This window comes from Dokdonella immobilis, from assembly GCF_900115085.1.
GTDB classification, from domain to species: domain Bacteria; phylum Pseudomonadota; class Gammaproteobacteria; order Xanthomonadales; family Rhodanobacteraceae; genus Dokdonella; species Dokdonella immobilis.
Map to the genome: position 1 here is coordinate 19,178 of NZ_FOVF01000012.1, position 24,480 is coordinate 43,657.

Genomic DNA, 24,480 nt, shown 5'->3' on the forward strand with positions numbered 1-24,480 from the left:
GCCGGTCCGCGGCGGACCCATCGAGGCCGGATCACGCGTGGATGGCTCGACGGAGGGAGTCGACCGGGCGCGCGCCGGCGCCGCAAGCGCCTGCGATGGCGTTTCGTTGCGCGGCGCCGGCCGCCGCGCAGAGGGCTTGGCGTTTGCTGGCGACTCGGGAGCCGAAAGCTGCTCGGCGGCCGCAGGCCTGGTTCTGGCCGGAGGCGATGAGTTGGCGCGTGAAGAGGCCGTTCGCCTGGGAGGCATCGGCAGCGCACCGTGGGGCAGGTCCGGCTTGCCCGACGCGGCCTTCACCGATTCGGGTGCCGCGGGCCGATCGGACTGAGAGCTTGCTTTCGGCACGACGCGCCGCGTCGGCGGCCGCGGCAATGGCGCCTGCTTGGCGATGCTCTCGTCATCGACGCTCTTGCGGGGTGCCGTCTTGCGCGGCGACGGCGGCAGCGCGCCAGCGCCGGGCGACCGCGGTCGCCTGCGGGGTGGATCGTTTGGTGGAGGAGGCGTGTCGCTCATGCGCCCAGTGTAGTGTGCGCCATCGCAATCGACGACCTTCGGCCGTTACCGGCGCGCGCGTCGGGCGATTCCCGGGCGCCACATCAGCGCAAAGACGATGCCGAGCAGGAATCCCGCGATATGGGTCCACCACGCCACCGCGCCAAAGGCCGGGCCCACATAGGTGAACAGGATCTGCAGGACGGCCCAGAAACCGATCAGTAGCGAAGCCGGCACGCGCACGAATTCGAGGAAGAATCCGAGCGGAAGGACCAGACCGAGGCGGGCGCGCGGATACAGCGCAAGGTAGGCGCCGACCACGCTCGAGACGGCGCCGCTGGAACCGATGATCGGAGAGTTCGTGGTGGCCAAGGTCAGCGCGCCGATCAGGTTGGCCAGCGCGCCGCCGATGACGAAGAGCACCAGGAAGCGCGCGGCGCCGAGGGCGCGTTCGGTCGGTACGCCAAAGATGATCAGGAACAGCAGGTTGGTCGTCAGGTGTATCCAGTCGGCATGGATGAAGAGCGCGGTGACCAGGCGCGCGAAGCGCAGTTCGGCCAGCTGGATCGCCCACGGCGCCGAGGTATCGAGCAGGGTTGCCGGCACCGTGCCCCAGACCATCAGCAGACGGGTGCGGCCGCTGGCCGGCTCGGTGGCGATCCACAGGAACATGGCCACGCAGATGCCGACCAGCAGAAGGGTAGCCCAGGTGGGCGGCGGCCGGCGGCGACTCTCGAGCTGGATGAACATGCCGGCTTGGGCCGCCTCAGCGGCCGCCGCGCGGATACAGGAACCGCTGGCCTTCGCGCTCGAAGACGACCCCGTCGCTGCGGATCTCGACGAGCTTCATGCCATCGATCTCGTCGCCCTCGACATGGCGGGCGTCATTGATGATGACGAAGCGGTTTTCCGGGGCGTTGGCGAATACGTGCATGGTCAGCTTGATCTCCGGCAACTCCCGACGAACCGCGTAGGGCAGCTCCCAGATCAACTTGATCGAATCGGCCGGTGCCGTTCCGGCAGCCGGCGCCGACACGGCCGGATTGCCAGGTGCAGCGGCGGAGGCCTCCGGCTTCGACGGCGGGCTTGCCGGAGCAGTGAGCCTGGCGGGGTTTGCCCTGGGCTCGCCCTGGGGCGGCGATGGCGGAACCGCGACGGCCCCCGCATCCGTGGCCGCACGCGTCGATTCGACAGCGGCCGGATCGGCGCTCGCCGGTTGCGGTTCCGATTCCTTGATCGTGGCCGGCTCTCCCGGTTTGAGCAGTTGCGGATTGGCCACGACCAGCTCGCCGCTTTTCACTTTCTCGCGCAGGTCAGGACGCATTCCGGCGGTGGCGTCGGGCGCGACCTTGCTGCGCGGCATGCGCTCGGCGGAGCTGCTCTGTGCCGTTTCGGCGGCGGGGTTTGCGCTTGGAGGCAAGCCGTCAAAGGTGATCGCGCTGCGCGCTGGCGGGCGGGCCGCTTCCTCCTTGCTGGCCAACGTCAGCGCGGGCGGGCTTGGCGGGACAGCCGCAGCCTCGGTCGGTGGAGTCTCGCTGGCGCGGCGCATCCACCACAGGCCGAGCAGGGCCACTGCGATCAGCGCAACGAGCACCGGCAGCAGGCTGCGACGACGGCGCACCGCCATGATCGGCGAGCCGATCGACGGCGACTCGCCAAGCCGGCGCTGGCGTTCGGATTTCTTCAGGGCTTCAAGGATCAGCGACATGGCGTGGTGCGTTCTACTCGATGTTGCGGGTCAGGTGCGGACCGGATTCGTCCAGTGCGGAAAGGGCGAACAGGGTTTCCGGTCCGATGATGCCATCGGCCTGGATCCCGTAGGCGAGCTGCAGTTTGCGCACGCGCTCCTCCATCTCGGCATCGAAATAGGCCGGACCGCTGTCGGCACCCGCGCCGCCGTCGAGATGACGCAGCCTTTGCTTGGCCCAGGCCACGCCCGGCCCCGCGTCACCGCGGCGGATCGAACCGTTGATGCTGGCCGGAACGCGCCAGATGGCCATGAATTCGCCGGTCCAGAAGCGCTCCAGATCCGCCCGTGGCAGCTTGATGCTCTCGCCAGCCAGGTCAAGCTGAACCTGCTGGCGACCGGCACCCTGGAGCAGCGCATGGGCGGTGTAGTCGTCCTGGCCCAGCACGAGGATCAGGGGACGGTCGAAACGCAAGACCTGGTCGAGGCTGCCCCGCCCGCGCAGGCAATACAGCCCGGCGGCGATCATCGGCGGACAGCGTGTCGCGACGCGGACCGAGGCTTCGGCGGAACCGACTTGCCAGCGCGAAAGCAGCTGGGTGACCGTCGACAGTTCGGTTTCAGGGGCTTTGGACAGGCGCGCCTGCAGCAGGGCGGCGCCGTCTTCGACCGGCGCCGGTGGCGGCGACCTCATTTGCGGCGTCTGGTCGACAGGGTCCGCTTGCTGGCGCGGGTAAAGCACAGCGACCAGGGCCACCAGTAGCAGGGCGGCGATCACCCAGCGCGCGTAGCGGCGCACCCAATAGCGGGCGTGGCCCGGCAGGGTCTCGTCGGCCGAGCGGTCGACCAGGCGCTCGCCGATGCTCTGCTGTTCACGCGCATAACCTGCCATCAGCGCGCGATCGGCGATCACGTTGATCAGGCGCGGAATGCCGGTCGAGCGCTGGTAGAGCGCGCGAAGTCCAAGTCGCGAGAACGGAACGTGCTGGCAACCGGCGACGGCCATGCGATGCCTGACGTAGGCTTCGGTCTCGGCCGCGTCGAGAGGGGTCAGGTGGTAGCGCGCGGTGATGCGCTGGGCGAGCTGGCGCAGCTCGGGCCGGACCAGCATGTCACGCAGTTCGGGCTGGCCGAGCAGGATGATCTGCAACAGCTTCTGGGTCGGCGTTTCGAGATTGGTCAGCAGGCGGATCTGCTCGAGCGCGTCGAGCGAGAGGTTCTGCGCCTCGTCGACGATCAGGACCACGCGCAAACCTTGCGCATAGGCATCGAGCAGATAGGTATTGAGCGTATCGGTGAGTCCCTTGAGGCTGCCGCGCTTGCCAGTGATGTCGAGCTTGAGCTCCTCGCAGACAGTCTCGATCATCTCGACCGGCGACAGCTTTGGATTGAGCAGCAGGGCGACCTGGGTGTTTTCCGGCAATTGTTCGAGCAGCAGGCGGCTCAGCGTGGTCTTGCCGGTGCCGACCTCGCCGGTGAGCTGGACGAAGCCACCACTGCCGCCCTTGCCGACCCCGTAGAGCAGGTGCGCGAGCGCATCCCGGTGCCTTTCGGACAGGAAAACATAGCGCGGGTCCGGCGTTATCGAAAACGGGGCCTCGCGCAGGCCGTAATACTCGAGATACATATGCCTACTCTAACCGACCCGGCTGTGCGCACGCCCGCCAGGCGTGTCGGCGCGGGCGCTTTGCAGCGTCCGTCCAGCACGCAAGGCTGGGGTCTGGACTGCAAGGGACCCCGCCTTTCGGCGACAAGTTCGGCGCGCCGGCCGTTCAGGTTGCGGCGCCAATCCGCTTCGGCGCCCGTTTCAGTTGGCGGATCCATTCCTCGTTGAGGCGCCGCGAACCGGCCGGCATGTGCTTGATATGCCGAAGGGATTCCTCGACCAGCGCATCGGCCGCCGCATCCTCGCCCCAGTCGCGCAGTATCCCGACGTAGCGTGCGCGCGGCTCGATGCCGGCAAAGTAGCCGATCAGGACATCGAATTCCTCTCGCGCCCGGGTCCGATCGCCGCTGGCGGCGAGGGCGCGGGCGTAGATCAGGTGTCCTTCCGGGGATTTGTAGTCGGGATGCTGGCCGATCAGCGCCTCGAGCCGCTCGCGCGCCTCGACCGCCCGACCATCGTCGAGCAGGGCACGGGCCAACTTGACCTGGATGTCGGGATCGTCGCTGTGCACGCCGCGCAATGCTTCGTCATAGGCCGCGATCGCCTCGCTGAAGCGGCCGGTTCCGTGCAGCGCATCGGCCACGCGGACGCGGTTGGCGATGGTCGCCGAGTGTTCGAACTCGGCCTGCGCCTCGCGCAACTCGCGACCCGGATCGAGCGACTGGCGAATGTCGCGCACGACCCGTCGTCCCCCGCGCGAATCCGAAAGCTGCGGCAAGACCACCGCCAGCGCGTAGATGACGCTGCCAAGCAATGGAAAGATGAACAGAACGAGCAGCCAGTAGCGCTCCTGACCCGTGCGCAGCGCGTGCACGGCACACAGGATGGCAACGATGATGTGCAGGCCCAGACCGAAAATCGGCACGCTTCAGACTCCGAACGACGGCAGCGCGGAAGTCTGCGGGGACGCGCCGAAGCTGTCCATGCCCCGGACCCGTCAGGCCATCCAGGAGAACAACCGGACTTCGTCTGCTTCCTCGCCCATCCGCACCATCTGTTCGAAGCGGAATCCGAGCTTCCCGAGCAGGGCGGCGGACGCCACGTTGTGCGGCGCCGTGATCGCCACGACGCGGGGCAAGGAAAAGAACCCGCGCGCCAGCCGCATCACGGCCTCGGCGGCTTCCAGCGCATAGCCGCGGCCGCGCCAGGCTGGCAGGAATGCGTACCCGATATCGACGGCATCGAGGCCGGCGCGCCGGATCAATCCGCAGATGCCGGCCCGATGTCCCCCGTCGAGGGTTTCGACGGCCCACATGCCAAATCCGAACTGCGCATAGCTCGCCATGGGGCCGGTCTCGAGATAGCGCCGCGCATCCTCTGCGGTTCGGACCCCCCGATCACCGATCTGGCTGAGGAAATCCGCATCGTTGAGCAGTTCGAGCATGAATTCGGCATCGTCGAGGTTCAGCAGGCGCAGTTGCAGGCGCTCGGTTTGCATCGGCATCGGCGAAACGATGGCCTGGGCGGTCGACAGGTTCATGGTCGACATCGTCGATCGAGGCCATGCCATCGTCAAGCGGTGCTGCACGTGCCGGACCCCGGACCGCATGGCCAACCGGGGGGTGGCCGGCTGCCCGCGGGGACGACACGGGTGGCCGCGGACCGAATCGCCGCAGCCCCGCCGCAGCGGCAGCCGATGGTGGGCAGTGCCAGCTCCTTGTCGGACCGAATTGAACGGGCGTATGTTGTCGGCCGCAAGGGCTGTGCGATGGCCTGCCGGCCGATGCGGCCAGCGGACAGCGGCCATCGAACCCAGCATCGGGACGAAACGAGCGCATGATCCGATCCGGGCCATTCCGTCGCAATGCGCGATGCTTCGCTGGTGCGCTGGCGGCGGCCCTGCTGCTGGCGACGCGCCTGCTCTGTGCGGCTGAGCTGTTCGTCGAAATCAGCGATCAGGACGGTGGACCGGTCGAGGATGCGGTCGTCAGCCTCACTGCGCTGGACGGTCGCCCCGCCCTGCCCGACCCGCCGCCGTCGACGACGAAATCGATCGACCAGCGCAACGAGGTCTTCGTGCCCTTTCTGGAAATATTCCGGCCTGGCGACCGCCTCGTCTTCCAGAACAACGACAGCACGCGCCACCACGTCTATTCGTTTTCCGAGGTCAAGTCATTCGAGTTCGTCCTCGCCAAGGGGGAATCCTCGACGCCGATCCTGCTCGACCGGCCCGGCGTGATTGCCATCGGCTGCAATATCCACGACTCGATGATCGCCTATGTCTTCGTTTCCGATGCGCCCTGGGTCGGCCGATCCGATCGGCGCGGGAGCGTGCATTTCGACAAGCTGCCCGCGGGCACCTATACGATCGCCTTGTGGCATCCGTGGCAGACTCCGGGCGAGGAAGGCGCGGCGCAGCACATCACGATCGATGCGGCGGTGACCTCGGTTCGCGCGGCCTTTTCGCTGTCGCTGCTGCCCGACCCGCGCCAGCCGCGCGATCGCGAACGGTCGATCTATTGAGCCGGCCCGGCATGCATTCCATTCCCGCCCACATCGTCCTCGCGCAGGTCCGCGGACCGCATACGGAGGCTGGCCGATGAGACCTGTGCTGTTCGCCTTGTTGCTTGCCCTGCCGCTGGCGGCGCGGGCCCAGGATATCCAGTGGCACGGCTTCCTCGACCTGCGGATCGTCGACGCAGCGGCGCAACGCAGCTGGATCGCGGGCGGTACCGGCAAGCTTCGTTATGGCGGAGGCGGAACCCAGGGGCGCTTCGGCGGCGCTGCCCTGATCGGCACGGCGCAGCTGACGCCGGCGCTGCTCGCCTACGCCGACGTGCAGTTCCGCAACGACGATGGCGCCTCGCTTGAACTGATCGAGGCGTATCTGCGCTACCGACCGGTTTCGCTGACGCCGTGGCGATGGTCGCTCAAGGCCGGCGCCTTCTTCCCACCCGTTTCACTCGAGAACGACGCCATCGGCTGGACCAGTCCGTGGACACTGACGCCTTCGGCGATCAACAGCTGGGTCGGCGAAGAACTGCGCAGCACCGGCACCGAATTCCTGGTCGAACGCCGCGGCGCGCATTCGAGCATCGAAGCACGCCTTGCCGCGTTCGTCGGCAACGATCCGGCCGGGGAAATCCTCGCCGCCCGCGGCTGGTCGCTGGGGGACGCCAGCTACGGCTTCGGTGGCCAGGTGCGCGAACCCGACGTGTATGCGCTCGAGGAAGGTGTCGTGCCGCCCTTGCGCTATCGTCCGTTCGTGGAACTCGATCAGCGCCTGGGCTGGTATGCCGACCTGACCTGGCGCTCGCAACGCCACGGCCGCTACAGCGTCATGTACTACGACAATCGCGCCGATCCGACCGAACGCAGCACCTACGACGGCCATACCACGTTCGCCTGGCGGACGAAATTCTGGGGCCTCGGTGCGCAGCGCCGGCTCGGTCCGATCGAAATCATCGCCCAGGCCATGACCGGCAGCACGCTGTTCACCCCCTCGCCGTCCTACACCGGGGAAACCCGTTTCCATGCCGGCTACGTGCTGGCGGGCTGGGCGCGCGGCGAGTGGCGACCGGCCCTGCGCCTGGATCTGTTCAGTCTGCGCCAGATTCCGCCGAGCGAGGTGCCGCTCTCGGAACATGGCAACGCGATCACGGCCGCCCTTTCCTGGCGTCCACGACCCTGGTTGCGCGTGACCGGTGAAGTCGTGCGAATGGAAAGTTGGCGCAGGCAGCGCATTCTGGAAAATGCCGTCGCCGGGCGGACCGATACCCAAGTCCAGCTCGGCGCGCGGCTGCTGTTCTAGGCGCCTGTCGGACTTGAATCGATCGGGCTGCAAATCCGTCTGCGCGGTCCATATTTCCGTCGCTTCTTGACCCATAGAACCACTATGGGCCTGCGAATCGTCGAAAATCTGTCCTCACGCAGCCGAATTTTCGCCTCGAACGCTCAAGTCCGACAGACTCCTAGGGAGGGTCTTTGCTGAAGCCGGCGGAGCTCGCCGCGTCCACTCAGGCAGCCACGCCGTAGCTGCGCAGCAGGGCGTCAGGACTCGGTTCGCGACCGCGGAACTCGACGAAGGATTCGAGTGCCGGACGGGATCCACCGACGGCGAGGATGGCCTTGCGCCAGGCCTCGCCGACCTCGCGGTTGAACACGCCTTCCTGCTCGAAACGCTCGAAGGCGTCGGCCGACAGCACTTCGGCCCACAGGTAGCTGTAGTAGCCGGCGCCGTAGCCGCCGGCGAAGATGTGCGTGAACGCATGCGGGAAGCGATGCCACTCGGGCGGCATCAACACCGAGACCTCTCGACGCACTTCATCGAGCAGTTCCATCGTGCGTGCGCCGCGAACGGGATCGAATTCGTGGTGCAGGCGGAAATCGAACAGGGCGAACTCGAGCTGGCGTACGAGGAACAGACCCGAGTGGAAATTGCGCGCCGCCTGCATGCGCTCGAACAGGTCGTCCGGCAGGCGTTCGCCGGTCTGCCAGTGGCGCGCGATCAGGTCGAGGCCTTCGCGTTTCCAGGCAAAGTTCTCCATGAACTGGCTCGGCAACTCGACCGCGTCCCATTCGACGCCGCTGATCCCGGACACGCCGGCATAGTCGACTTCGGTCAGCATGTGGTGCAGGCCGTGGCCGAATTCGTGGAACAGGGTGATGACGTCGTCGTGGGTCAGCAGGGATGGCTTGTTCTCGGTCGGCGGCGCGAAATTGCAGGTCAGGAAGGCGACCGGCAGCTGCAGCGAATCGTCTTCGCGCAGGCGCGAGGTGCAGACATCCATCCAGGCCCCGCCGCGCTTGCCGGTGCGTGCGTACAGATCGATGTAGGCCCCGGCGAAGACCTTGCCACCGGCATCGACGAGGTCGTAGTAGCGCGCATCGGGATGCCAGACATCGACATCGTCGCGCGCGCGCACGCTGACGCCCAGAACGCGCTCGATCACGCCGAACAGGCCCTCGAGCACGGCCGGCAGCGGAAAATAGGGTTTCAGCTCTTCCTCGCTCAGGGCGTATTTCTGCTCGCGCAGTTTCTCGGCGGCGTAGCCGACATCCCAAGGCGCGAGATCGTCGAGGCCGAGTTCATCCGCGGCAAAACGCTTCAGTTCGGCCAGGTCGTTCGCGGCCATCGGCCGGGCCTTGGCGATGAAATCGCGCAGGAAGCCGATGACCTGGTCGGCAGAGCCGGCCATCTTGGTCGCCAGCGACTCCTCGGCCGTGCTGGCGAAACCGAGCAGGCGGGCTGATTCGTGGCGCAATGCCATGATCTTCTCGATCCGCGCGCTGTTGTCGAAGCGGCCTTCGTTGGCGTTTTCCGAAGCGCGCGTGCCGTAGGCGCGATAGACGCGCGCGCGCAGGTCGCGATCGTCGGCATAGGTCAGCACGGCCTGCACGCTCGGTTGCTTGAGGGTGACCAGCCAGCCGTCCAGCTCCTTTTCGCGGGCATAGGCACGCAACACCGCGCGGCCCGACTCGGGGATGCCGGCCAGGGCCGCTTCTTCGGTCAGGTGCTCGCTCCAGGCATCGGTCGAGTCGAGCACGGCTTCCTCGAATTCGGTCGAGAGCCGGGCCAGTTCGCCGGAGATTTCGCGAAAGCGCGAACGTGCCGGTTCCTCGAGGGCGACGCCGGCCAGTTTGAAATCGCGCAGTTCATGCTCGACCAGGGTCCGTGCCGGACGCGGCAGGGTCTCGAATCCGGCCGAATCGCGAACCGCCTTGACCGCCGCATACAGTTCGCGATTCTGGCCGAGCGCGGTCTGGAAGGCGACGATCTTTTCCTGGGCCGCCGAATAAGCGTGGCGCAGGGCTTCGGAATCCTTGACCCCGTGCAGATGGCTGACCGGGGCCCAGACCCGCGACAGGCGATCGTCGAGACGCTCGCCGACCTGCATCACCGTCTCGAAGCTGCGCGGGCGGTCCGAGGCGAGCATGGCATCGATGCCGGCCTGGTATTCGGCGAGTACGGCCTCGATCGCGGGTTCGACATGGGCTGGCTCGATTGCGCTGAATCGCGGCAATTCGGTGATGGCGAGAAGCGGGTTGGTCATGATGGTTTTCCTGTTCGGACCGGTGAACTTGGAGCGCGGATGGCGCAAAATCAAGCGCATTCCCGAGCCGGCCCGATTTGCATGGACAGCGTGGATACCAGCCAGACCCGCGACATCCTGCGCGCCTTGCCGCTGTTCCGCCATCTCGACGACGCCGCCCTGGCCGAACTCGGCGGCGAGCTTCAGTTTTTCGCCCTGCCCGGCGGCGCCTCGCTGTTCGAGCAGGGTGATACCAGCGATGCGTTCTACGTGCTCAAGAGCGGCAGCCTCGGCGCGTTCCGCGACGATGCCGGCGGCCAGCCGCGCCTGGTCGGCGTGGTCGCGGCCGGCGAAACCGTCGGCGAAGTCGGCATGATCGTCGACATGCCGCGCAATGCCAGCGTTCGCGCGCTGCGCGATTCGGAACTGCTGCGGCTTTCCCGAGAGGCCTTCGACAAGCTCGTCAACCACCACCCGAAATCGATGCTGGCGATGGCGCGCCTCGCCGTGCGCCGGCTTTCCGCCGGCGAAGGCGAAGGCTCCGGGTCGTCGCTGCGTACCTTTGCCGTGCTGCGCCATGACGCCGGGGTCGACGTGCACGGCTTCGCCGGGGAACTGGTGCGCATGCTCGGCGCTTTCGGCGAATGCGCGATGATCAGCCGCGAGACCGGCGAAGGGCGCCTGAGCAGCTGGTTCAACGAACTCGAAGCGCGCACGCGCTACGTCGTCTACGTCGCCGATGCCGATGACCACTGGCAGGCCCTGTGCGTGCGCCAGGCCGATTGCCTGCTGTTGCTGGCCAATGCGAACGATGCGCCGGGCGACTGGCCGGCCAGCGCCTGTGCGGATGCCTCGAGTGCGTTGTCTCGACCGCGCCACCTGGTCCTGCTGCATCCGGGCAAGCTGGTCCACGGCGCGGCGCGACGCTGGCTGGCCAGGACACCCCTGGTACCGCACCATCACGTGCGCGACGCGCACGACATCCGGCGCATCGCACGCCTGCTGACCGGGCGCTGCCTGAGCCTGGTCCTGTCCGGTGGCGGCGCGCGCGGCTTCACCCAGATCGGCATCGTTCGCGCCCTGCGCGAGGCCGGCCTCGAAATCGACTGCGTCGGCGGCACCAGCATCGGCGCCATCATCGGTGCCGGCGTCGCCCTGGAGTGGTCAGACCAGGAAATGTTCGACAACTACCGGCACAGCTTCGTCGCCAGCCGCCCGCTCGGCGACTACACCCTGCCGCTGGTGGCCCTGACTCGGGGCCGCCGGGTGGCCCGGCTGCTGCGCGAACAGTTCGGCGAGAGCGACATCACCGACCTGCCCCTGCCCTACTTCTGCTGCTCGTCGAACCTCAGTTCGGGCGATCTCGAGACGCACCGGCACGGGCCCCTGTGGCTCTGGCTGCGCGCTTCCTGCGCGATTCCGGGCGTGCTGCCGCCGGTCTGCCATCGCGGCCAGGTCTATGTCGATGGCGCCGTCATCAACAACCTGCCGACCGACATCATGCATGCCCAGCAGCCTGGCGCAATCGCGGCGGTCGATATCGGCGCCGACGACGCCCTGCACACGACGCTCGAGGAGTACAACACGCCACCGATGTGGAAGTTGCTGTTCGAGTTCGGCCGCGGCCAGCGGCCCGGCATCTTCGACATCCTGATCCGTTCCGGCATGGTCAACGCCGAGCTGGCCAGCGCCGAACGCCGGCACCTGGCCACCCTGCTGCTGGAGCCTCCGGTCCGCGATATCGGCCTGCTCGACTGGAAGGCCTACGAACGCGCGGTCGAAGCGGGCTACCAGTACGCGCTGCGCGTGATCGGCGGGCGCCTCGAACGCCTGCACGAACAGATTCCGCTGCGGGTCTGATAGCGCCGCCGACCAGCGCGAAAGCGACCGGGCCGATGCTCAGGTCAAGGCCAGCAATTTGCTGAAATCGACGCGCTTGATCAGCCGTGCCTCGCCCAGCCGCCTGCCCTGCACGTAATCGACAGCGGCCTCCTGCAGCGCTTGCAGGGTCGCATCATCCTCGACTTCCCCGGCAATCGACTGCATCTGCATCGAGCGCGCCAGGGTGGCGATCGAGACGACCAGGTCGCGGTCAGCGGCGGCCGTGGTCATGCGACCGACGACGTTGCGGTCGATGCGCAGGAAATCGCCCGGCCGGCGCAGCGAGTGCAGGAAGGGCAGCAGGCCGGCTTCGGTATCGACGCCGTTGAGCACGAAACGGCAGCCGATCGCGCGCAGGCGCGTGATGAAATGCAGCGCGGCAGGCAGGTTGGCGAGTTCGGGGCTGTCGCTGATCTCGAAGATCAACCGTTCTGCCGGAACACCGGTCGAGACGATGGATTTCTCGATCGCGGCCAATGAATCCGGATCGGCGATGGTCGCCGGGGAAAGGCGGGCGATCAGGCCGACCGGCGCGTGGCGGGCGCGCTCGTTGGCCAGGTGCATGAGCAAGCCGTTGACCACCCAGAGGTCGATGCGCTGGACCATGCCGACACGCTCGGCCAGCGGAATGAAGGCACGCGGCTGGATCAGCTGGCCGTCCTTGCCGACCATGCGCAACTGCACGGCGAACAATGGCTCGAGCTCGCTCTTGTCGAGCTGCCAGCCGACGTTTTCGCCCACGGCAGAGGCTCTCGGCAGACCCTCTATCGCGACCAGCGGCTGCACCAGGATGACGAAGCGGGCCTGCTCGAGCGCCAACCGCAAGCGCTCGCTCGGTGCGCTGACGGGCGCCGGTGAAGGCGCCTCGACCGAAGTATTCGGCGCAGCCTGCTGCGCTTCGACAGCGCGTTCGCGGCCACTATCCGCCGCCGCCCGCGCGTGCGCCAGGGCTTCGTCCGCGGTGACCGTGCGCGGGCTCAGCAGCTCGGCGCCGATGCGCGCATGGACCTTGTGCTGGACCTCGCCGACCGCATACTCGCGCTCGGCCAGGAGCTGGCGGAAGCTGTCGGCCAGCACGTCGATGTTGTCGACCTGCACGGTGCTGAGCAGGAGCAGGAAGCTGTCGCCCTCGCCGCGCGCGAGGACGTCGCCTTCGCGCAGTCGATGGGCGAGCGCATGCGCCACGGTGCGCAGCAGTTCATCGCCGCGCGGTGGCTCATGGCGGTCGTCGCGATCGAGTTCGATGTGGATCAGCGCGGAATAGCCGCCGCGATCGCGCAGGCGCGCCAGTTCGGCAATCAGTCGCTGGCGCAGGTGGCGGGCGTTCGGCAGGCCGGTCAGCGGATCGTGGCTGAGCTCCCAACGCAGGCGTTCCGCAGTGCGTCGCTCGGCGATGTCGCGGAAGATCACGACCGCGCCCTGGCCGCTTCCGGCCAACGGCAGTACGGTGTACTCGACCGGCACCCCGCTGCCGTCGCGGCGGCGGAACATGTTTTCGATGTGATGCACGGCGACGCCTTCGGAATAGGCGCGGCTCAATGGCGAACTGCGCGGCGATTCCTGCGGGTGAATGGCAGCCTGGGCGAGCAATCCGATCAGGTCGCTGTCGTCGCCATAGCCGAGCAGGCGCAGTCCGGTCGGGTTGACGAAGGTGATGCGGCCATCGCCGTCGACACCGAACACGCCATCGCCGACCGAGCCGAGTATCCCGTCCAGTTGTTCGCGCTCGGCTTCCGCCGATTTGCGCATTTCGATGGTGCGGGCGAGGGTGCGCACGCGGGCAAGGAAGAGTTCGCGCGCTTCGTTCTTGAACATGCACTCGCTGGCGCCGGCCTGCAGGCAGCGACGGATGATGTCCTCGCGGTAGCTGCCCGTGATCACCGCCAGGATCGGCGGATCCTCGCGCTCGCCAAGACGGCGGCACAGCTCGTCACCGCTGCCGTCTGGCAGGAAGTAGTCGACGATGACGATGTCGTAGGCGTTCTCCGCCACTTTCTGTTCGGCCTCGCCGATCGAATCGGCGACATCGACCGCATAGCCGTTTCGTCCCAGCAGGTCGCTGTAGGCCTGGCAAACGCTGCGTGAATCGTCGACGAAAAGGATGCGCACACGGGTGCCGGTTTCGATGGCCGGGCTCTCGGTGACGACTTCTTCGGGCGCCAGTTCGGCGACGCAGGCCGGAATGCGGCTGAATTGCGACCAGAGCAGGAAACGGCCGCGCATCGTGGTCGCCGCCCAGGTGCGGATTTCCGCGGTTTCCTCGTGCGCCATCAACAGCGTGGCCGGCGCGTCCGGGGCATGCCGGGCGAATTCGAGCAGGGCCTGGTACTCGCGGGTCGCCCGCGCCGGCGCACCGATGATGGCCAAGGCGTAGGGCGGATCCTTGGAGTTGGGTCGGCCGATCCGGCGCAGGTGGTCATGCGCCTCGAGGTAGTTGCCGATTTCCGCGCGAACAGGCAGCGCGGCGGCGGCGAGCGTCCGTCGCAGCAGGTGGCTGAGGGTGGTCGAACGCTCTACTAGCAGGATTCCGCTCAAGGATGCCTCGACAGCAATACGGTGGTTGGTGCGCCGTCAGTTCCCGGTAAGACGACAGGGCAGTTATGGCCGGCAGCCGGTTTCCCCGCGCCATGACGGCCATGTTCGTGATCGCCGCCGCTCGGGTCGCCCCGTCCCGGAAATTGCGTGCCCGGACTGCAGCCTCGCTCCCCGCCCTCGGCGCGCCGCTACCGACACGTCGCACCCTGGCCCTCCAGCAGACGTCATGCCATGAGACCAGCACACGTACAGCTTTGCAAGACCGGTCACCCGGCGGGTATGTCGCGTTCAGGCCTGGCCGGAAGGGCGCTGCGCCTCGTCCGGAACGGTAGTCGGGACTCCGGTGTGGGGCCATCGCGACGAAATACCGCTTCGGCCGTGCCCGCGCATTCATTAGACTGGAACAAAGCCCCTGTCGAGATCGCCATGACCTTTCCGCATACCCGCCTGCGCCGCATGCGTCGCGATGCGTTCTCGCGCGAATTGATGCGCGAGACACGACTGCACCCGGGCGACCTGATCATGGTCGCCTTCGTCATCGACGGCAGCGACCGGCGCGAGGCGGTGCCCTCGATGCCCGGTGTCGAGCGCCTCTCGATCGATCATTCGCTGAATCTGGCCGACGACTGCGTCGCACTCGGTATCCCCGCCCTGGCGCTGTTTCCGTCGGTCGAGGCGCAATACAAGAGCGCGGACGCGGCCGAGGCCTGGAACCCGCAGGGTCTGTTCCAGCGCGCCGCGCGCGCCCTCAAGGCACGACATCCGCAGCTCGGCCTGATCGGCGACGTCGCCCTCGACCCGTACACCACGCACGGCCAGGACGGCCTCATCGACGACCACGGTTACGTGCTCAACGACCTCACCATCGAGGCCCTCGTGCGCATGGCCCTGGCCCAGGCCGAAGCCGGTTTCGACATCGTCGCGCCGTCGGACATGATGGACGGGCGCATCGGTGCGATCCGCGACGCCCTCGAAAACGCGGGCCACGTCAACACGCGCATCCTCGCCTATTCGGCCAAGTACGCCTCGGCCTTCTATGGGCCGTTCCGCGACGCGGTCGGCTCCTCGGCCAGCCTCGGCAAGGGCGACAAGCACACCTATCAGATGGACATCGGCAACAGCGACGAGGCCCTGCGCGAGGTCGAGCTCGACATCGGCGAAGGGGCCGACATGGTCATGGTCAAGCCGGGACTGCCGTATCTCGACGTCGTGCGCCGGGTCAAGGATCATTTCGGCATGCCCACCTTCGTCTACCAGGTCAGCGGCGAGTACGCGATGCTCAAGGCGGCCGCGCAGAACGGCTGGCTCGACGAGCGGTCGGTCGTGCTCGAGTCGCTGATCGCGATGAAACGCGCCGGCGCCGACGCGATCCTCAGTTACTACGCCATTGAAGCCGCGCGCTGGTTGCGTGCAGACTAGGGCCGGGGAACTGCACGGTCGGCCGCGCAACCTGGCCATCAGCCCGACGCCGGTCCACACGGCATGCGACCGTCCGCGCTACCCGCGATCTGCCATTAGAGCAGGTTTCGTTGACTCGCCCCCGGGGGCAATTTCGGAGCGATAGCATGCAATTGATCGAAGAGGAATCCAGCGAAATCGCCAGTTCGAATCGCGGACCGGGTCGCTACGCCGTCTTCGGCCAGCCGATTGCGCATTCGCTGTCGCCACGCATCCATGCGGCCTTCGCACGTCAGCTCTCGATCGCACACGACTACCGCCCGATCGAGGCGTCCACCGAGGAATTCGTCGGCGCGCTGGCGGCCTTTGCCGAGAGCGGCGGCGTCGGCGCCAACGTGACGCTGCCGCTCAAGCAGCACGCGGCGCGCCTGTGCCTGTCGATCAGCGAGACCGCGCGCCGCGCGGACAGCGTCAACACCCTGGTCCGCCGCGGTGAAGGCTGGCATGGCGAGAGCACCGACGGTGCCGGCCTGATCCGCGACATCACCGGTCGCCAGCGTCTCTACGTGCGTGGCCGCCGCACCCTGCTGCTCGGTGCCGGTGGCGCCGCGCGCGCGGTGGCCTTTGCCCTGCTCGACGCCGGCATCGGCGAACTGACCATCGCCAATCGCACGGCCGAACGTGCCGACGCGCTGGCCGACGCGATCGGCCAGCCGGAACGCGTGCACACGCGCTACTGGACCGATCTCGGTCAGTGGGGCGGGTTCGACCTCGTCGTCAATGCCACCTCGGCCGGCCACGCCAATATGTCGCTGGCCCTGCCAACCTCGCTGCTGGCCTCGCGCGCGATCTGCTACGACCTCTCCTACGGCAAGGCCTCGTTCGGCTTCCTGGCTTGGGCGCGCAGCGCCGGCGCCGGCCACGCCCTCGACGGCCTCGGCATGCTCGTCGAGCAGGCCGCCGAAGCCTTCGAGATCTGGCACGGCAAACGCCCCGAGACCGACGCGATCTACGCCGAACTGCGCGCCTATCTGCCGGGCGACGCCGAGGATTGAGCGCTTTCGCCTGCCGACCGGGTTGCGGCGCCTGCTGCATCGCCCCATCGATTTCCTCGGCCATCCCGGGCATGCCGTTCGGCAAGCCGGCCGGCGTGCGCTGCATCCAGCTGACCGACGACAACGCCTGCGCCATCTTCGGTCGGCCCGAGCGACCCGAAGTCTGTCGCCAACTGCGGCCCGAGCCGGCCATGTGCGGAACCCGTGCCGAGCAGGCACTGCACTACCTCTCCAGGCTCGAATCTTTGACCCGGCCGGCTGCGGTCTGAGACTCAGAGCCCGGCCGGCGGCAGGGTCAGCAGGTACATCGCGACGATGCCCCAGCCGACGTTGATCGTGCTGAGCAGCGCAAGCAGACCCGAGCCGATCGCACTGGCCTGTTTCCATGAGGGCCCAATGCCCTCGACGCGAGCCATGGCGGACAGGCCGGCGGTGAGCAGGCCGGCGCCGAACCACCACGGCTGGGTGGCCAGGAAGGATTGCGTCAGAGCGGGCAATGCATTCCTCTCGGCGGTCTCGAAAAGTCGGGAAAAAACGAGCCATCCAACGGCTCCGAATACCACCGCCGTCAACGGCGAGACAATCTCGAGAGAGCGCAGAGCTGCGACTTTCTCCGGCACCGGCATGCCTCAGCCCCCGCTTTCGGCGAGATAGCGGTTCTTCAGGCCGACATAGTTTTTTGCCGAGTAGTGGAGCATTTCGATTTCGACATCGCTCAGGGCGCGCACCCGGCGCGCCGGGTTGCCGAGCCAGAGTTCGCCAGTGCCGACGAGCTTGCCCGGACTGACCACGGCGCCTGCGCCGATCATGCTGTGCCGCTGCACGCGCACGCCGTCGAGCACGGTTGCGTGCATGCCGATCAGGCAGGCGTCCTCGACCGTGCAGGCGTGCAGGATGGCGCCGTGGCCGATGGTCACGTCGGCGCCGATCAGCAGTGGGGAACCCCCTGGCGTGTAGGGTCCATCGTGGGTCACATGCAGGACCGCCCCGTCCTGGATGTTGCTGCGCGCGCCGACGCGAATGTGATGGACGTCGCCCCGGGCGACCGCACAGGGCCAGATCGAGACGTCATCGGCCAGTTCGACGTCGCCGATGAGTACCGCATCGGCGTCGACATAGACCGCCGCGCCGAGTCGCGGGACGATGCCGTTGTAGGCTCGGATGCTCATCGAGGGCGCTCCAGGACGTGATGCCGCAAGTTAGCATGCATGGCATCGGCATCGAGCGGAATCCACCACGCTGTCGCGTTCCCACTCCGAGGCGGCGGCGAACAGGCACGAAGGGGCGTTAGACTGGGGTCATGAACAGCGAACCCGTGCAGGATCTTTCCGCCCTTCTCGAACGCCAGCGCGCCGCCTGGCAGGCCTGTGTCCCGGACCCGGCCCAGCGCCTGCGCGATCTCGGCGCGCTGCGCGAGGTGCTGCGTCGCCGCTTCGATGAACTCATCGCCGCGATGGGCGCGGATTTCGGCCGCCGTTCGGCGCACGAGAGCCTGCTTACCGACGGCATGACCGTGCTCCACGAGATCGACTTCATGCGCAAGCGGCTGACGCGCTGGTCGCGTTCGCGCCATCGCCTGGCCGACTGGCTGTTCTGGCCGGCGCGTACCGAGGTGCAGTACCGGCCGCTCGGTGTGGTCGGCATCATTTCGCCGTGGAACTACCCGGTCAACCTGGCCCTGATCCCGCTGGTTTCGGCGATTGCCGCGGGCAACCACGTCATGCTGAAACCCTCCGAGCACACGCCACGCACGTCTGCCCTGCTCGGTGAGCTGCTGGCCGAGGTATTCCCGCAGGATCGCGTCGCGACGGTGCTCGGCGATGCAGCAGTTGCCGCGCGCTTCGCCAGCCTGCCGTTCGATCATCTGTTCTTCACCGGATCCACCGCGGTCGGACGCAAGGTCATGGCCGCGGCCGCGCAGAATCTGACCCCGGTCACGCTCGAACTCGGCGGCAAGTCGCCGGCGATCGTCGCGCCGGACTATCCGATCGACACCGCGGCGAACCGGATCGCCGCGGGCAAGCTGCTCAATGCCGGCCAGACCTGCATCGCCCCGGACTACGTGCTGGTGCCCAATGACCAGCGCACCGCCTTCGTCGCCGCGCTGCGTGAATACGTGGCCAGGCATTATCCCCGGCTCCGGCAAGGCCCGGATTACACCAGCATCATCCACGATGCGCACTACCAGCGCCTGCACGGGCTGGTCGAGGAGGCGCGCGCGACCGGCGCCTCCATCGAGACCTTTCCCGATGCGTCGGCACATGACCCTGAGCGGCGGATCTTCGCACCCACCGTCATCGTTGATCCGGGGCCGGACCTGCGAGTCATGCAGGAGGAGATCTTCGGGCCGGTGCTACCGGTACTCGGCTACGAGCGGATCGAGGACGCAATCGCCTTCGTCAATGCGCGGCCGCGGCCGCTGGCCCTGTACCATTTCGACCACGATCGCAGGCGCACCCGGCAGGTACTCGCGGCGACCCTGGCCGGCGGCGTCACCGTCAACGACTGCGTGCTGCACATCGCCCAGAGCAATCTGCCGTTCGGCGGCATCGGTCCCTCGGGCATGGGCCACTATCACGGCCACGCCGGATTCCTGACCTTCTCCAAGCAGATGCCGGTGCTGCACCAGGCACGCTGGTCGTCGATGGCACTGATGCGCCCGCCCTACGGCAAGCTGGCCGATTTCCTGACCCGCTTCCTGACCCGCTAGCGCGGCCAGGCGGGGCCAGACTGCCGCGCTTCAGGCGCCGCCGGCTAGGCTGACTGACCTGTTTCCGGCACCCGTGGCGTCAAGTTTGCATGCCACGAAGCCATTGTCTTCGCCGAAGCCACCCGCATGACCGAGGCCATGAAAAAGAAGTCCGAATACATTCCCGCCGTGCGCGGGGCGCCCGAAAGCGAAGCCGACCTGGCCAGCCGGATCAGCCGGCACCTGGTCGAGTTGATCGGGCACGTGCCGGCAACAGGCGAGCAGCGTGCCGGAAATGCCGACGCACGCGTGCGTGCCCTGACCAATGCGGCGGCCAACAAGGCGGCCCTCGCCGCCGGCACCCTGGCCCTGCCGCCCGGGCCGCTCGGCTGGCTCACCATCGTGCCTGAGCTGGTGGCGATCTGGCGCATCCAGGCCCAGCTCGTCGCCGATCTTTCGGGAGTCTTCGGCGTGCATGGGCGGCTCAGCCGCGAGCAGATGATGTATTGCCTGTTCCGCCACGCGGCGGCCCAGGCCGTGCGCGACCTCGTGGTCCAGATCGGCGGCCGCCTGATTGCCCAGGATGTGTCGATGCGCGTGATCGAACGCGTGGCCAAGGCGATCGGCCTGCGCGTGACCCGACGCCTGATCGGCGGCGGTGTATCGCGCTGGTTGCCGGTGATCGGTGCGGTCGGCGTCGGCGCCTACGCCTGGTACGACACGCGCCAGGTCGCGCGCACCGCCATCGCTCTGTTCGGGGGTGGCCCGACCACGGTCGACACCTTCCTCGCGGCCATGGATGCCGAAGACGCGCTGGCCGCGCGCCAGGCCGAAGCCGACGAACCGGACCGTCGACGCGCCTGAGAGCCTGGATCGGGCGACTCGGTCGGCAGGCCGCGGGGCCGTGGCCTTTCCGGGGATTGCAAGCCCGAAAGCACAAAATATTCCGTTGACTCGATCGGACGAACCCAATAGCTTGTGCCCGGTCGGTGCCCGCCTGCCCGTGATCCATTGACGGTATGGCCGGGTTAAAAGGGAATCCGGTGCAAATCGGGAGCTGCCCCGCAGCGGTAAGTGGAAACGAACCCCGTACCAGGCACTGGAACCGAGATTCCGGGAAGCCACGGGAAGTAGGTGGATCGAAGGATCCGAGTCCGCAAGCCCGAAAACCTGCCGGCACACCGGGTCTGTGGCCCGTTGTTCTCGTCCGCTGAGACGCAGGCAACGGATCGTCGGCTCCCCGGTGCAGGTGGCCGCTTCCGCGGGGAAGCGCGTTGCAGGACGGCTGCCGAGGCAACCGTTCCGTGGCGTCCTCCGTGATCCGGTACCGAACAGCCCTGCGCGCGGGAGCAGGCCATCGGTAAGGCACGGGAGAACATCATGCACCCACTCGATTCGCGCGCCGACGACGGCGCCGTGACCGTTTCCACGTCTGACAGTGAAATCACCATGAATGCCAGCACCGCTGTCGCCAGCGCGACCGCCTGTCCCTCCGTTTCCGAAGCGTCCGGCGGCGATGCGTTCGCCCTGACCGCCCCGCACAGCCCAACCCAGATGCGCGTGACCAAACGCAACGGTCGCAGCGAGAGCGTCGACCTGGCCAAGATCGTGCGCGCAGTCACGCGCAGCGCCGAGGATCTGCACGCGGTCGATCCGATGCGGGTCGCCCTGAAGACGATCGGCGGCATCTACGACGGCGCCAGCACGCGTGAGCTCGACGAGCTTTCGATCCGCACGGCCGCCGCACTGACCGCCGAGGAGCCCGAATACGGTTTCCTCGCCGCGCGCCTGCTCGCGTCCTATATCGACAAGGAGGTCTCGGGCCAGGAGATCCAGTCCTATTCGCAATCGGTCGCGCGCGGTGCCGAGCTCGGCATCATCAATGAACGCCTGCGCGACTTCGTCGCCCTCAATGCGCGCAAGCTCAATGATGCGATCGACCCGCTGGCGACACGACGCTTCGAGTATTTCGGCCTGCGCACGGTCTATGACCGCTACCTGCTGCGCCATCCCGAGCAGCGCAAGGTCATCGAGACGCCACAGTACTTCTTCATGCGCGTCGCCTGCGCGCTCGGTGGCGGCCATCTCGGCGAAACGCTGGAACTGTACCGCCTGCTTTCCGCGCTCGAATACGTGCCGAGTTCGCCCTCGCTGTTCAATGCCGGCACCGCCCACGAGCAGCTGTCCTCGTGTTTCCTGCTCGATTCGCCGCTCGACTCGCTCGAGAGCATCTACGACAAGTACGCCGACGTCGCCAAACTCAGCAAGTACGCCGGCGGCATCGGCCTTTCGTATTCGCGCGTGCGTTCGCGCGGCTCGCTGATCAGGGGAACGAACGGTCATTCGAACGGACTCGTGCCGTGGCTGAAGACGCTCGATGCCTCGGTCGCCGCGGTCAACCAGGGCGGCAAGCGCAAGGGCGCCGCCTGCGTCTATCTCGAGACCTGGCATGCCGATATCGAGGAGTTCCTCGAGTTGCGCGACAACACCGGCGATGACGCACGACGCACGCACAACCTCAATCTTGCCAACTGGATACCCGACGAGTTCATGCGCCGCGTCGAGGCCGATGGCGAGTGGTCCCTGTTCGACCCGAAGCGCGTGCCGCAGCTCGTCGATCTGTGGGGTGCGGACTTCGACACGGCCTATCGCCAGGCCGAGGCCGACGGCCTCGCCGCGCGCACGATCAAGGCGCGTGAACTTTACGCGCGCATGCTGCGCACGCTGGCGCAAACCGGCAACGGCTGGATGACCTTCAAGGATCGCTGCAATGCGACCTCGAACCAGACCGCGCGCCCGGGCAACGTGATCCACCTGTCGAACCTGTGCACCGAGATCCTCGAGGTGACTTCGGACCAGGAGACTGCGGTCTGCAATCTCGGCTCGATCAATCTTGCCCGGCACGTGCGCGACGGCGCCTTCGACTTCGCCCAGCTCGCCGCCACGGTCGCGATCGCCCTACGCCAGCTCGACCGCGTCATCGACCTGAACTTCTATCCGATCGACACGGCGGCGGCGGCAAACCGCAAATGGCGGCCGGTCGGTCTCGGCGTGATGGGGTTGCAGGACGTCTTCTTCCAGCTACGCCTGGCCTTCGACTCGGCCGAGTCACAGGCCCTGTCGGCGCAGATCGCCGAGCACATCTACTTCCATGCCCTCGAACAATCCTGTGCGCTCGCCGCCGCACTTGGCGCGCACCCCGGTTTCGCCGAGACCCGCGCCGCCCGCGGCGAGCTGCAGTTCGACCACTGGCCGAACGCCAGGGCGAGCATCGCGGTCGCCCACTGGGACGCGCTGCGCGCGCGCATCCGCGACAGCGGACTGCGCAACTCGCTGCTGATCGCGATCGCGCCGACCGCGACGATCGCCTCGATCGCCGGCTGCTACGAGTGCATCGAGCCGCAGGTCTCGAACCTGTTCAAGCGCGAGACGCTGTCCGGCGATTTCCTCGTCATCAACCGCTACCTCGTCGAGGAGCTAAAGACACTCGGGCTGTGGACCGCCGAGGTTCGCGATGCGATCAAGCAGGCCGAGGGTTCGATCCAGGGCATCGCGGCGATTCCCGAGCGTCTGCGCGAAATCTACCGGACCGTCTGGGAATTGCCGCAGAAGGCGCTGATCGACCATGCCGCCGCGCGCGGCGCCTTCATCGACCAGAGCCAGTCGCTCAACCTGTTCCAGGAAAACCCGAACATCGGCCGGCTGTCGTCGATGTACATGTACGCCTGGAAAGCCGGCATCAAGACCACCTACTACCTGCGCTCGCGCCCGGCCACGCGCATCGCCAAGACGACCCTCGGCATCGCCGTTGCCGGGACGCCAGCCGCGCCGTCCGCGCCCGAGGCAACGAGTGCGGTCGTCTGCTCGCTCGAGAATCCGGAGTATTGCGAGGCCTGTCAGTAGATCGGGTACCGCAGCCAGGTCGCCGGGTCCCTGCCTGCGCAGGGACGACGGGCGGAAGACCTGGACTCAATCGAACCGGTGGGTGATGCGTTCCGCATCCCCGTCGAGCTACGCAACCCAAAACGCATTCCCGAGGCCAGAACCCCATGTCCGCGCAACCACCCTTCAAGAAGCAGCACCTGCTCGATCCCGGCTTCGAACTGACCCTGCGTCCGATGCGCTATCCGCAGTTCTACGAGATGTACCGGGCCGCGATCCGCAATACCTGGACGGTCGAGGAAGTCGATTTCGCGCCCGACGTCAACGATCTGAAATCGAAGATGTCGCCGGCCGAACGCCATCTCGTGCATCGGCTGATCGCCTTCTTCGCGACCGGCGACTCGATCGTCTCGAACAACCTCGTGCTCAATCTGTATACGCACATCAACGCGCCCGAAGCACGCATGTACCTGTCGCGCCAGCTCTACGAAGAGGCGCTGCACGTGCAGTTCTACCTGACCCTGCTCGACACCTACCTGCCCGATCCGGAAGAGCGCAACAGGGCCTTCGCGGCGATCGAGAACATTCCCTCGATCCGGCGCAAGGCCGAGTTCTGCTTCCGCTGGATCGACTCGGTCCAGGACCTCAAGCGGCTCGAGACCCGCGCCCAGCGGCGCCAGTTCCTGCTCAACCTGATCTGCTTCGCCTGCTGTATCGAAGGCCTGTTCTTCTTCGCCGCGTTCGCCTATGTCTACTTCCTGCGTTCACGCGGCCTGCTGCACGGCCTCGCCTCGGGAACAAACTGGGTATTTCGCGACGAAAGCGGCCACATGGCTTTCGCCTTCGAGGCGATCCGCTGCGTGCGCGAGGAGGAACCCGGGCTGTTCGATGCCGACATGCAGGGCCAGGTCGTCGAGATGCTCGAAGAGGCCATCCAGTGCGAGATCGCGTTCGCCGAGGACGTACTGGGCGGCGGCGTTGCCGGGATTTCGCCAAGGGACATGCGCCAGTACCTCGAGTACTGTGCCGACCAGCGCTTCGCCCAGCTCGGCATGCCGCGCCAGTACGGCGCAAGCAATCCGTTCGACTTCATGCAGCTCCAGGACGTGCAGGAAGTGACCAACTTCTTCGAGCGCCGCGTCTCGGCCTACCAGGTCGGCGTGCAGGGCGAAGTCGGTTTCGACGAAGCATTCTGACCATCGTCCGGCGTCCTGCCGCGCTATGCT

19 protein-coding genes and 1 riboswitch are annotated in these 24,480 nt (G+C 67.2%); of the genes, 10 read left to right on the top strand and 9 right to left on the bottom strand.

Translation table 11 applies throughout. From position 1 onward, the window contains the following. Positions 1 to 555: 555 nt before the first annotated feature. The 5 genes from BM125_RS10040 to BM125_RS10060 all read right to left on the bottom strand — a co-directional run bounded on the left by BM125_RS10040 (position 556) and on the right by BM125_RS10060 (position 5,322). Positions 556 to 1,239: a rhomboid family intramembrane serine protease gene (locus BM125_RS10040; RefSeq protein ID WP_092407519.1), complete on the bottom strand. Its 684-nt coding sequence runs from the start codon at positions 1,237 to 1,239 to the stop codon at positions 556 to 558. Between the two features lie 16 nt (positions 1,240 to 1,255). Next, the gene (locus tag BM125_RS10045; RefSeq protein ID WP_092407521.1) at positions 1,256 to 2,197 is read right to left on the bottom strand and encodes a general secretion pathway protein GspB; all 942 of its coding nucleotides are present in this window, start codon (positions 2,195 to 2,197) and stop codon (positions 1,256 to 1,258) included. A gap of 13 nt (positions 2,198 to 2,210) precedes the next feature. Continuing rightward, entirely contained in the window at positions 2,211 to 3,803 is a 1,593-nt protein-coding gene (locus tag BM125_RS10050) for an ExeA family protein (protein ID WP_092407523.1), read from the bottom strand. A 145-nt stretch (positions 3,804 to 3,948) separates the two neighbouring features. Beyond that, positions 3,949 to 4,707, bottom strand: coding sequence for a tetratricopeptide repeat protein (locus BM125_RS10055; protein ID WP_092407525.1), 759 nt, complete (start codon positions 4,705 to 4,707; stop codon positions 3,949 to 3,951). A gap of 72 nt (positions 4,708 to 4,779) precedes the next feature. Continuing rightward, positions 4,780 to 5,322 (bottom strand): GNAT family N-acetyltransferase, encoded by a 543-nt coding sequence (locus BM125_RS10060; RefSeq protein ID WP_245778878.1) that lies wholly within the window; start codon positions 5,320 to 5,322, stop codon positions 4,780 to 4,782. 296 nt (positions 5,323 to 5,618) lie between these two features. Between BM125_RS10060 and BM125_RS10065 the strand changes: the two genes are divergently transcribed. Both BM125_RS10065 and BM125_RS10070 read left to right on the top strand, forming a co-directional pair. Beyond that, complete coding sequence (locus BM125_RS10065) at positions 5,619 to 6,305, top strand: cupredoxin domain-containing protein (RefSeq protein WP_092407527.1); 687 nt, start codon at positions 5,619 to 5,621, stop codon at positions 6,303 to 6,305. Positions 6,306 to 6,381: 76 nt separating this feature from the next. Further along, positions 6,382 to 7,593 carry a hypothetical protein gene (locus BM125_RS10070; RefSeq protein WP_139224940.1) on the top strand — a complete coding sequence of 404 codons (1,212 nt, stop codon included), beginning with the start codon at positions 6,382 to 6,384 and terminating at the stop codon, positions 7,591 to 7,593. Between the two features lie 205 nt (positions 7,594 to 7,798). On the opposite strand, the gene BM125_RS10075 is transcribed toward BM125_RS10070, so the two are convergent. Further along, the gene (locus BM125_RS10075) at positions 7,799 to 9,835 is read right to left on the bottom strand and encodes a M3 family metallopeptidase (protein ID WP_092407636.1); all 2,037 of its coding nucleotides are present in this window, start codon (positions 9,833 to 9,835) and stop codon (positions 7,799 to 7,801) included. An 81-nt stretch (positions 9,836 to 9,916) separates the two neighbouring features. Here BM125_RS10075 and BM125_RS10080 point away from each other — a divergent pair, with 81 nt between their 5' ends. Further along, positions 9,917 to 11,674, top strand: a complete 1,758-nt coding sequence (locus BM125_RS10080) for a patatin-like phospholipase family protein (protein ID WP_092407531.1) — start codon at positions 9,917 to 9,919, stop codon at positions 11,672 to 11,674. 39 nt (positions 11,675 to 11,713) lie between these two features. Here BM125_RS10080 and BM125_RS10085 read toward each other — a convergent pair whose 3' ends face one another. Next, entirely contained in the window at positions 11,714 to 14,230 is a 2,517-nt protein-coding gene (locus BM125_RS10085) for a GGDEF domain-containing response regulator (RefSeq protein ID WP_092407533.1), read from the bottom strand. 426 nt (positions 14,231 to 14,656) lie between these two features. Here BM125_RS10085 and hemB point away from each other — a divergent pair, with 426 nt between their 5' ends. The 3 genes from hemB to BM125_RS10100 all read left to right on the top strand — a co-directional run bounded on the left by hemB (position 14,657) and on the right by BM125_RS10100 (position 16,952). Beyond that, on the top strand, positions 14,657 to 15,649 hold the full coding sequence (hemB, locus tag BM125_RS10090) for a porphobilinogen synthase (protein ID WP_092407535.1): 993 nt from the start codon (positions 14,657 to 14,659) through the stop codon (positions 15,647 to 15,649). Positions 15,650 to 15,795: 146 nt separating this feature from the next. Beyond that, the gene (aroE, locus tag BM125_RS10095) at positions 15,796 to 16,683 is read left to right on the top strand and encodes a shikimate dehydrogenase (protein WP_092407537.1); all 888 of its coding nucleotides are present in this window, start codon (positions 15,796 to 15,798) and stop codon (positions 16,681 to 16,683) included. Beyond that, entirely contained in the window at positions 16,680 to 16,952 is a 273-nt protein-coding gene (locus BM125_RS10100) for a YkgJ family cysteine cluster protein (protein WP_092407539.1), read from the top strand. Before aroE ends, BM125_RS10100 begins: the two co-directional genes overlap by 4 nt. 3 nt (positions 16,953 to 16,955) lie before the next feature. Here BM125_RS10100 and BM125_RS19805 read toward each other — a convergent pair whose 3' ends face one another. Both BM125_RS19805 and BM125_RS10110 read right to left on the bottom strand, forming a co-directional pair. Beyond that, the gene (locus BM125_RS19805) at positions 16,956 to 17,180 is read right to left on the bottom strand and encodes a hypothetical protein (protein WP_139224941.1); all 225 of its coding nucleotides are present in this window, start codon (positions 17,178 to 17,180) and stop codon (positions 16,956 to 16,958) included. A 132-nt stretch (positions 17,181 to 17,312) separates the two neighbouring features. Then, positions 17,313 to 17,852 carry a gamma carbonic anhydrase family protein gene (locus tag BM125_RS10110; protein WP_092407543.1) on the bottom strand — a complete coding sequence of 180 codons (540 nt, stop codon included), beginning with the start codon at positions 17,850 to 17,852 and terminating at the stop codon, positions 17,313 to 17,315. 131 nt (positions 17,853 to 17,983) lie between these two features. Here BM125_RS10110 and BM125_RS10115 point away from each other — a divergent pair, with 131 nt between their 5' ends. The 4 genes from BM125_RS10115 to BM125_RS10130 all read left to right on the top strand — a co-directional run bounded on the left by BM125_RS10115 (position 17,984) and on the right by BM125_RS10130 (position 24,450). Then, on the top strand, positions 17,984 to 19,393 hold the full coding sequence (locus tag BM125_RS10115) for a coniferyl aldehyde dehydrogenase (RefSeq protein WP_092407545.1): 1,410 nt from the start codon (positions 17,984 to 17,986) through the stop codon (positions 19,391 to 19,393). 126 nt (positions 19,394 to 19,519) lie between these two features. After that, positions 19,520 to 20,236: a hypothetical protein gene (locus BM125_RS10120; protein WP_175498001.1), complete on the top strand. Its 717-nt coding sequence runs from the start codon at positions 19,520 to 19,522 to the stop codon at positions 20,234 to 20,236. Between the two features lie 106 nt (positions 20,237 to 20,342). Further along, positions 20,343 to 20,564: riboswitch (cobalamin riboswitch) on the top strand. Between the two features lie 257 nt (positions 20,565 to 20,821). After that, positions 20,822 to 23,275 (top strand): ribonucleoside-diphosphate reductase subunit alpha, encoded by a 2,454-nt coding sequence (locus BM125_RS10125; RefSeq protein ID WP_092407638.1) that lies wholly within the window; start codon positions 20,822 to 20,824, stop codon positions 23,273 to 23,275. Positions 23,276 to 23,421: 146 nt separating this feature from the next. Continuing rightward, positions 23,422 to 24,450, top strand: coding sequence for a ribonucleotide-diphosphate reductase subunit beta (locus BM125_RS10130; protein WP_092407547.1), 1,029 nt, complete (start codon positions 23,422 to 23,424; stop codon positions 24,448 to 24,450). Positions 24,451 to 24,480: the final 30 nt, after the last annotated feature.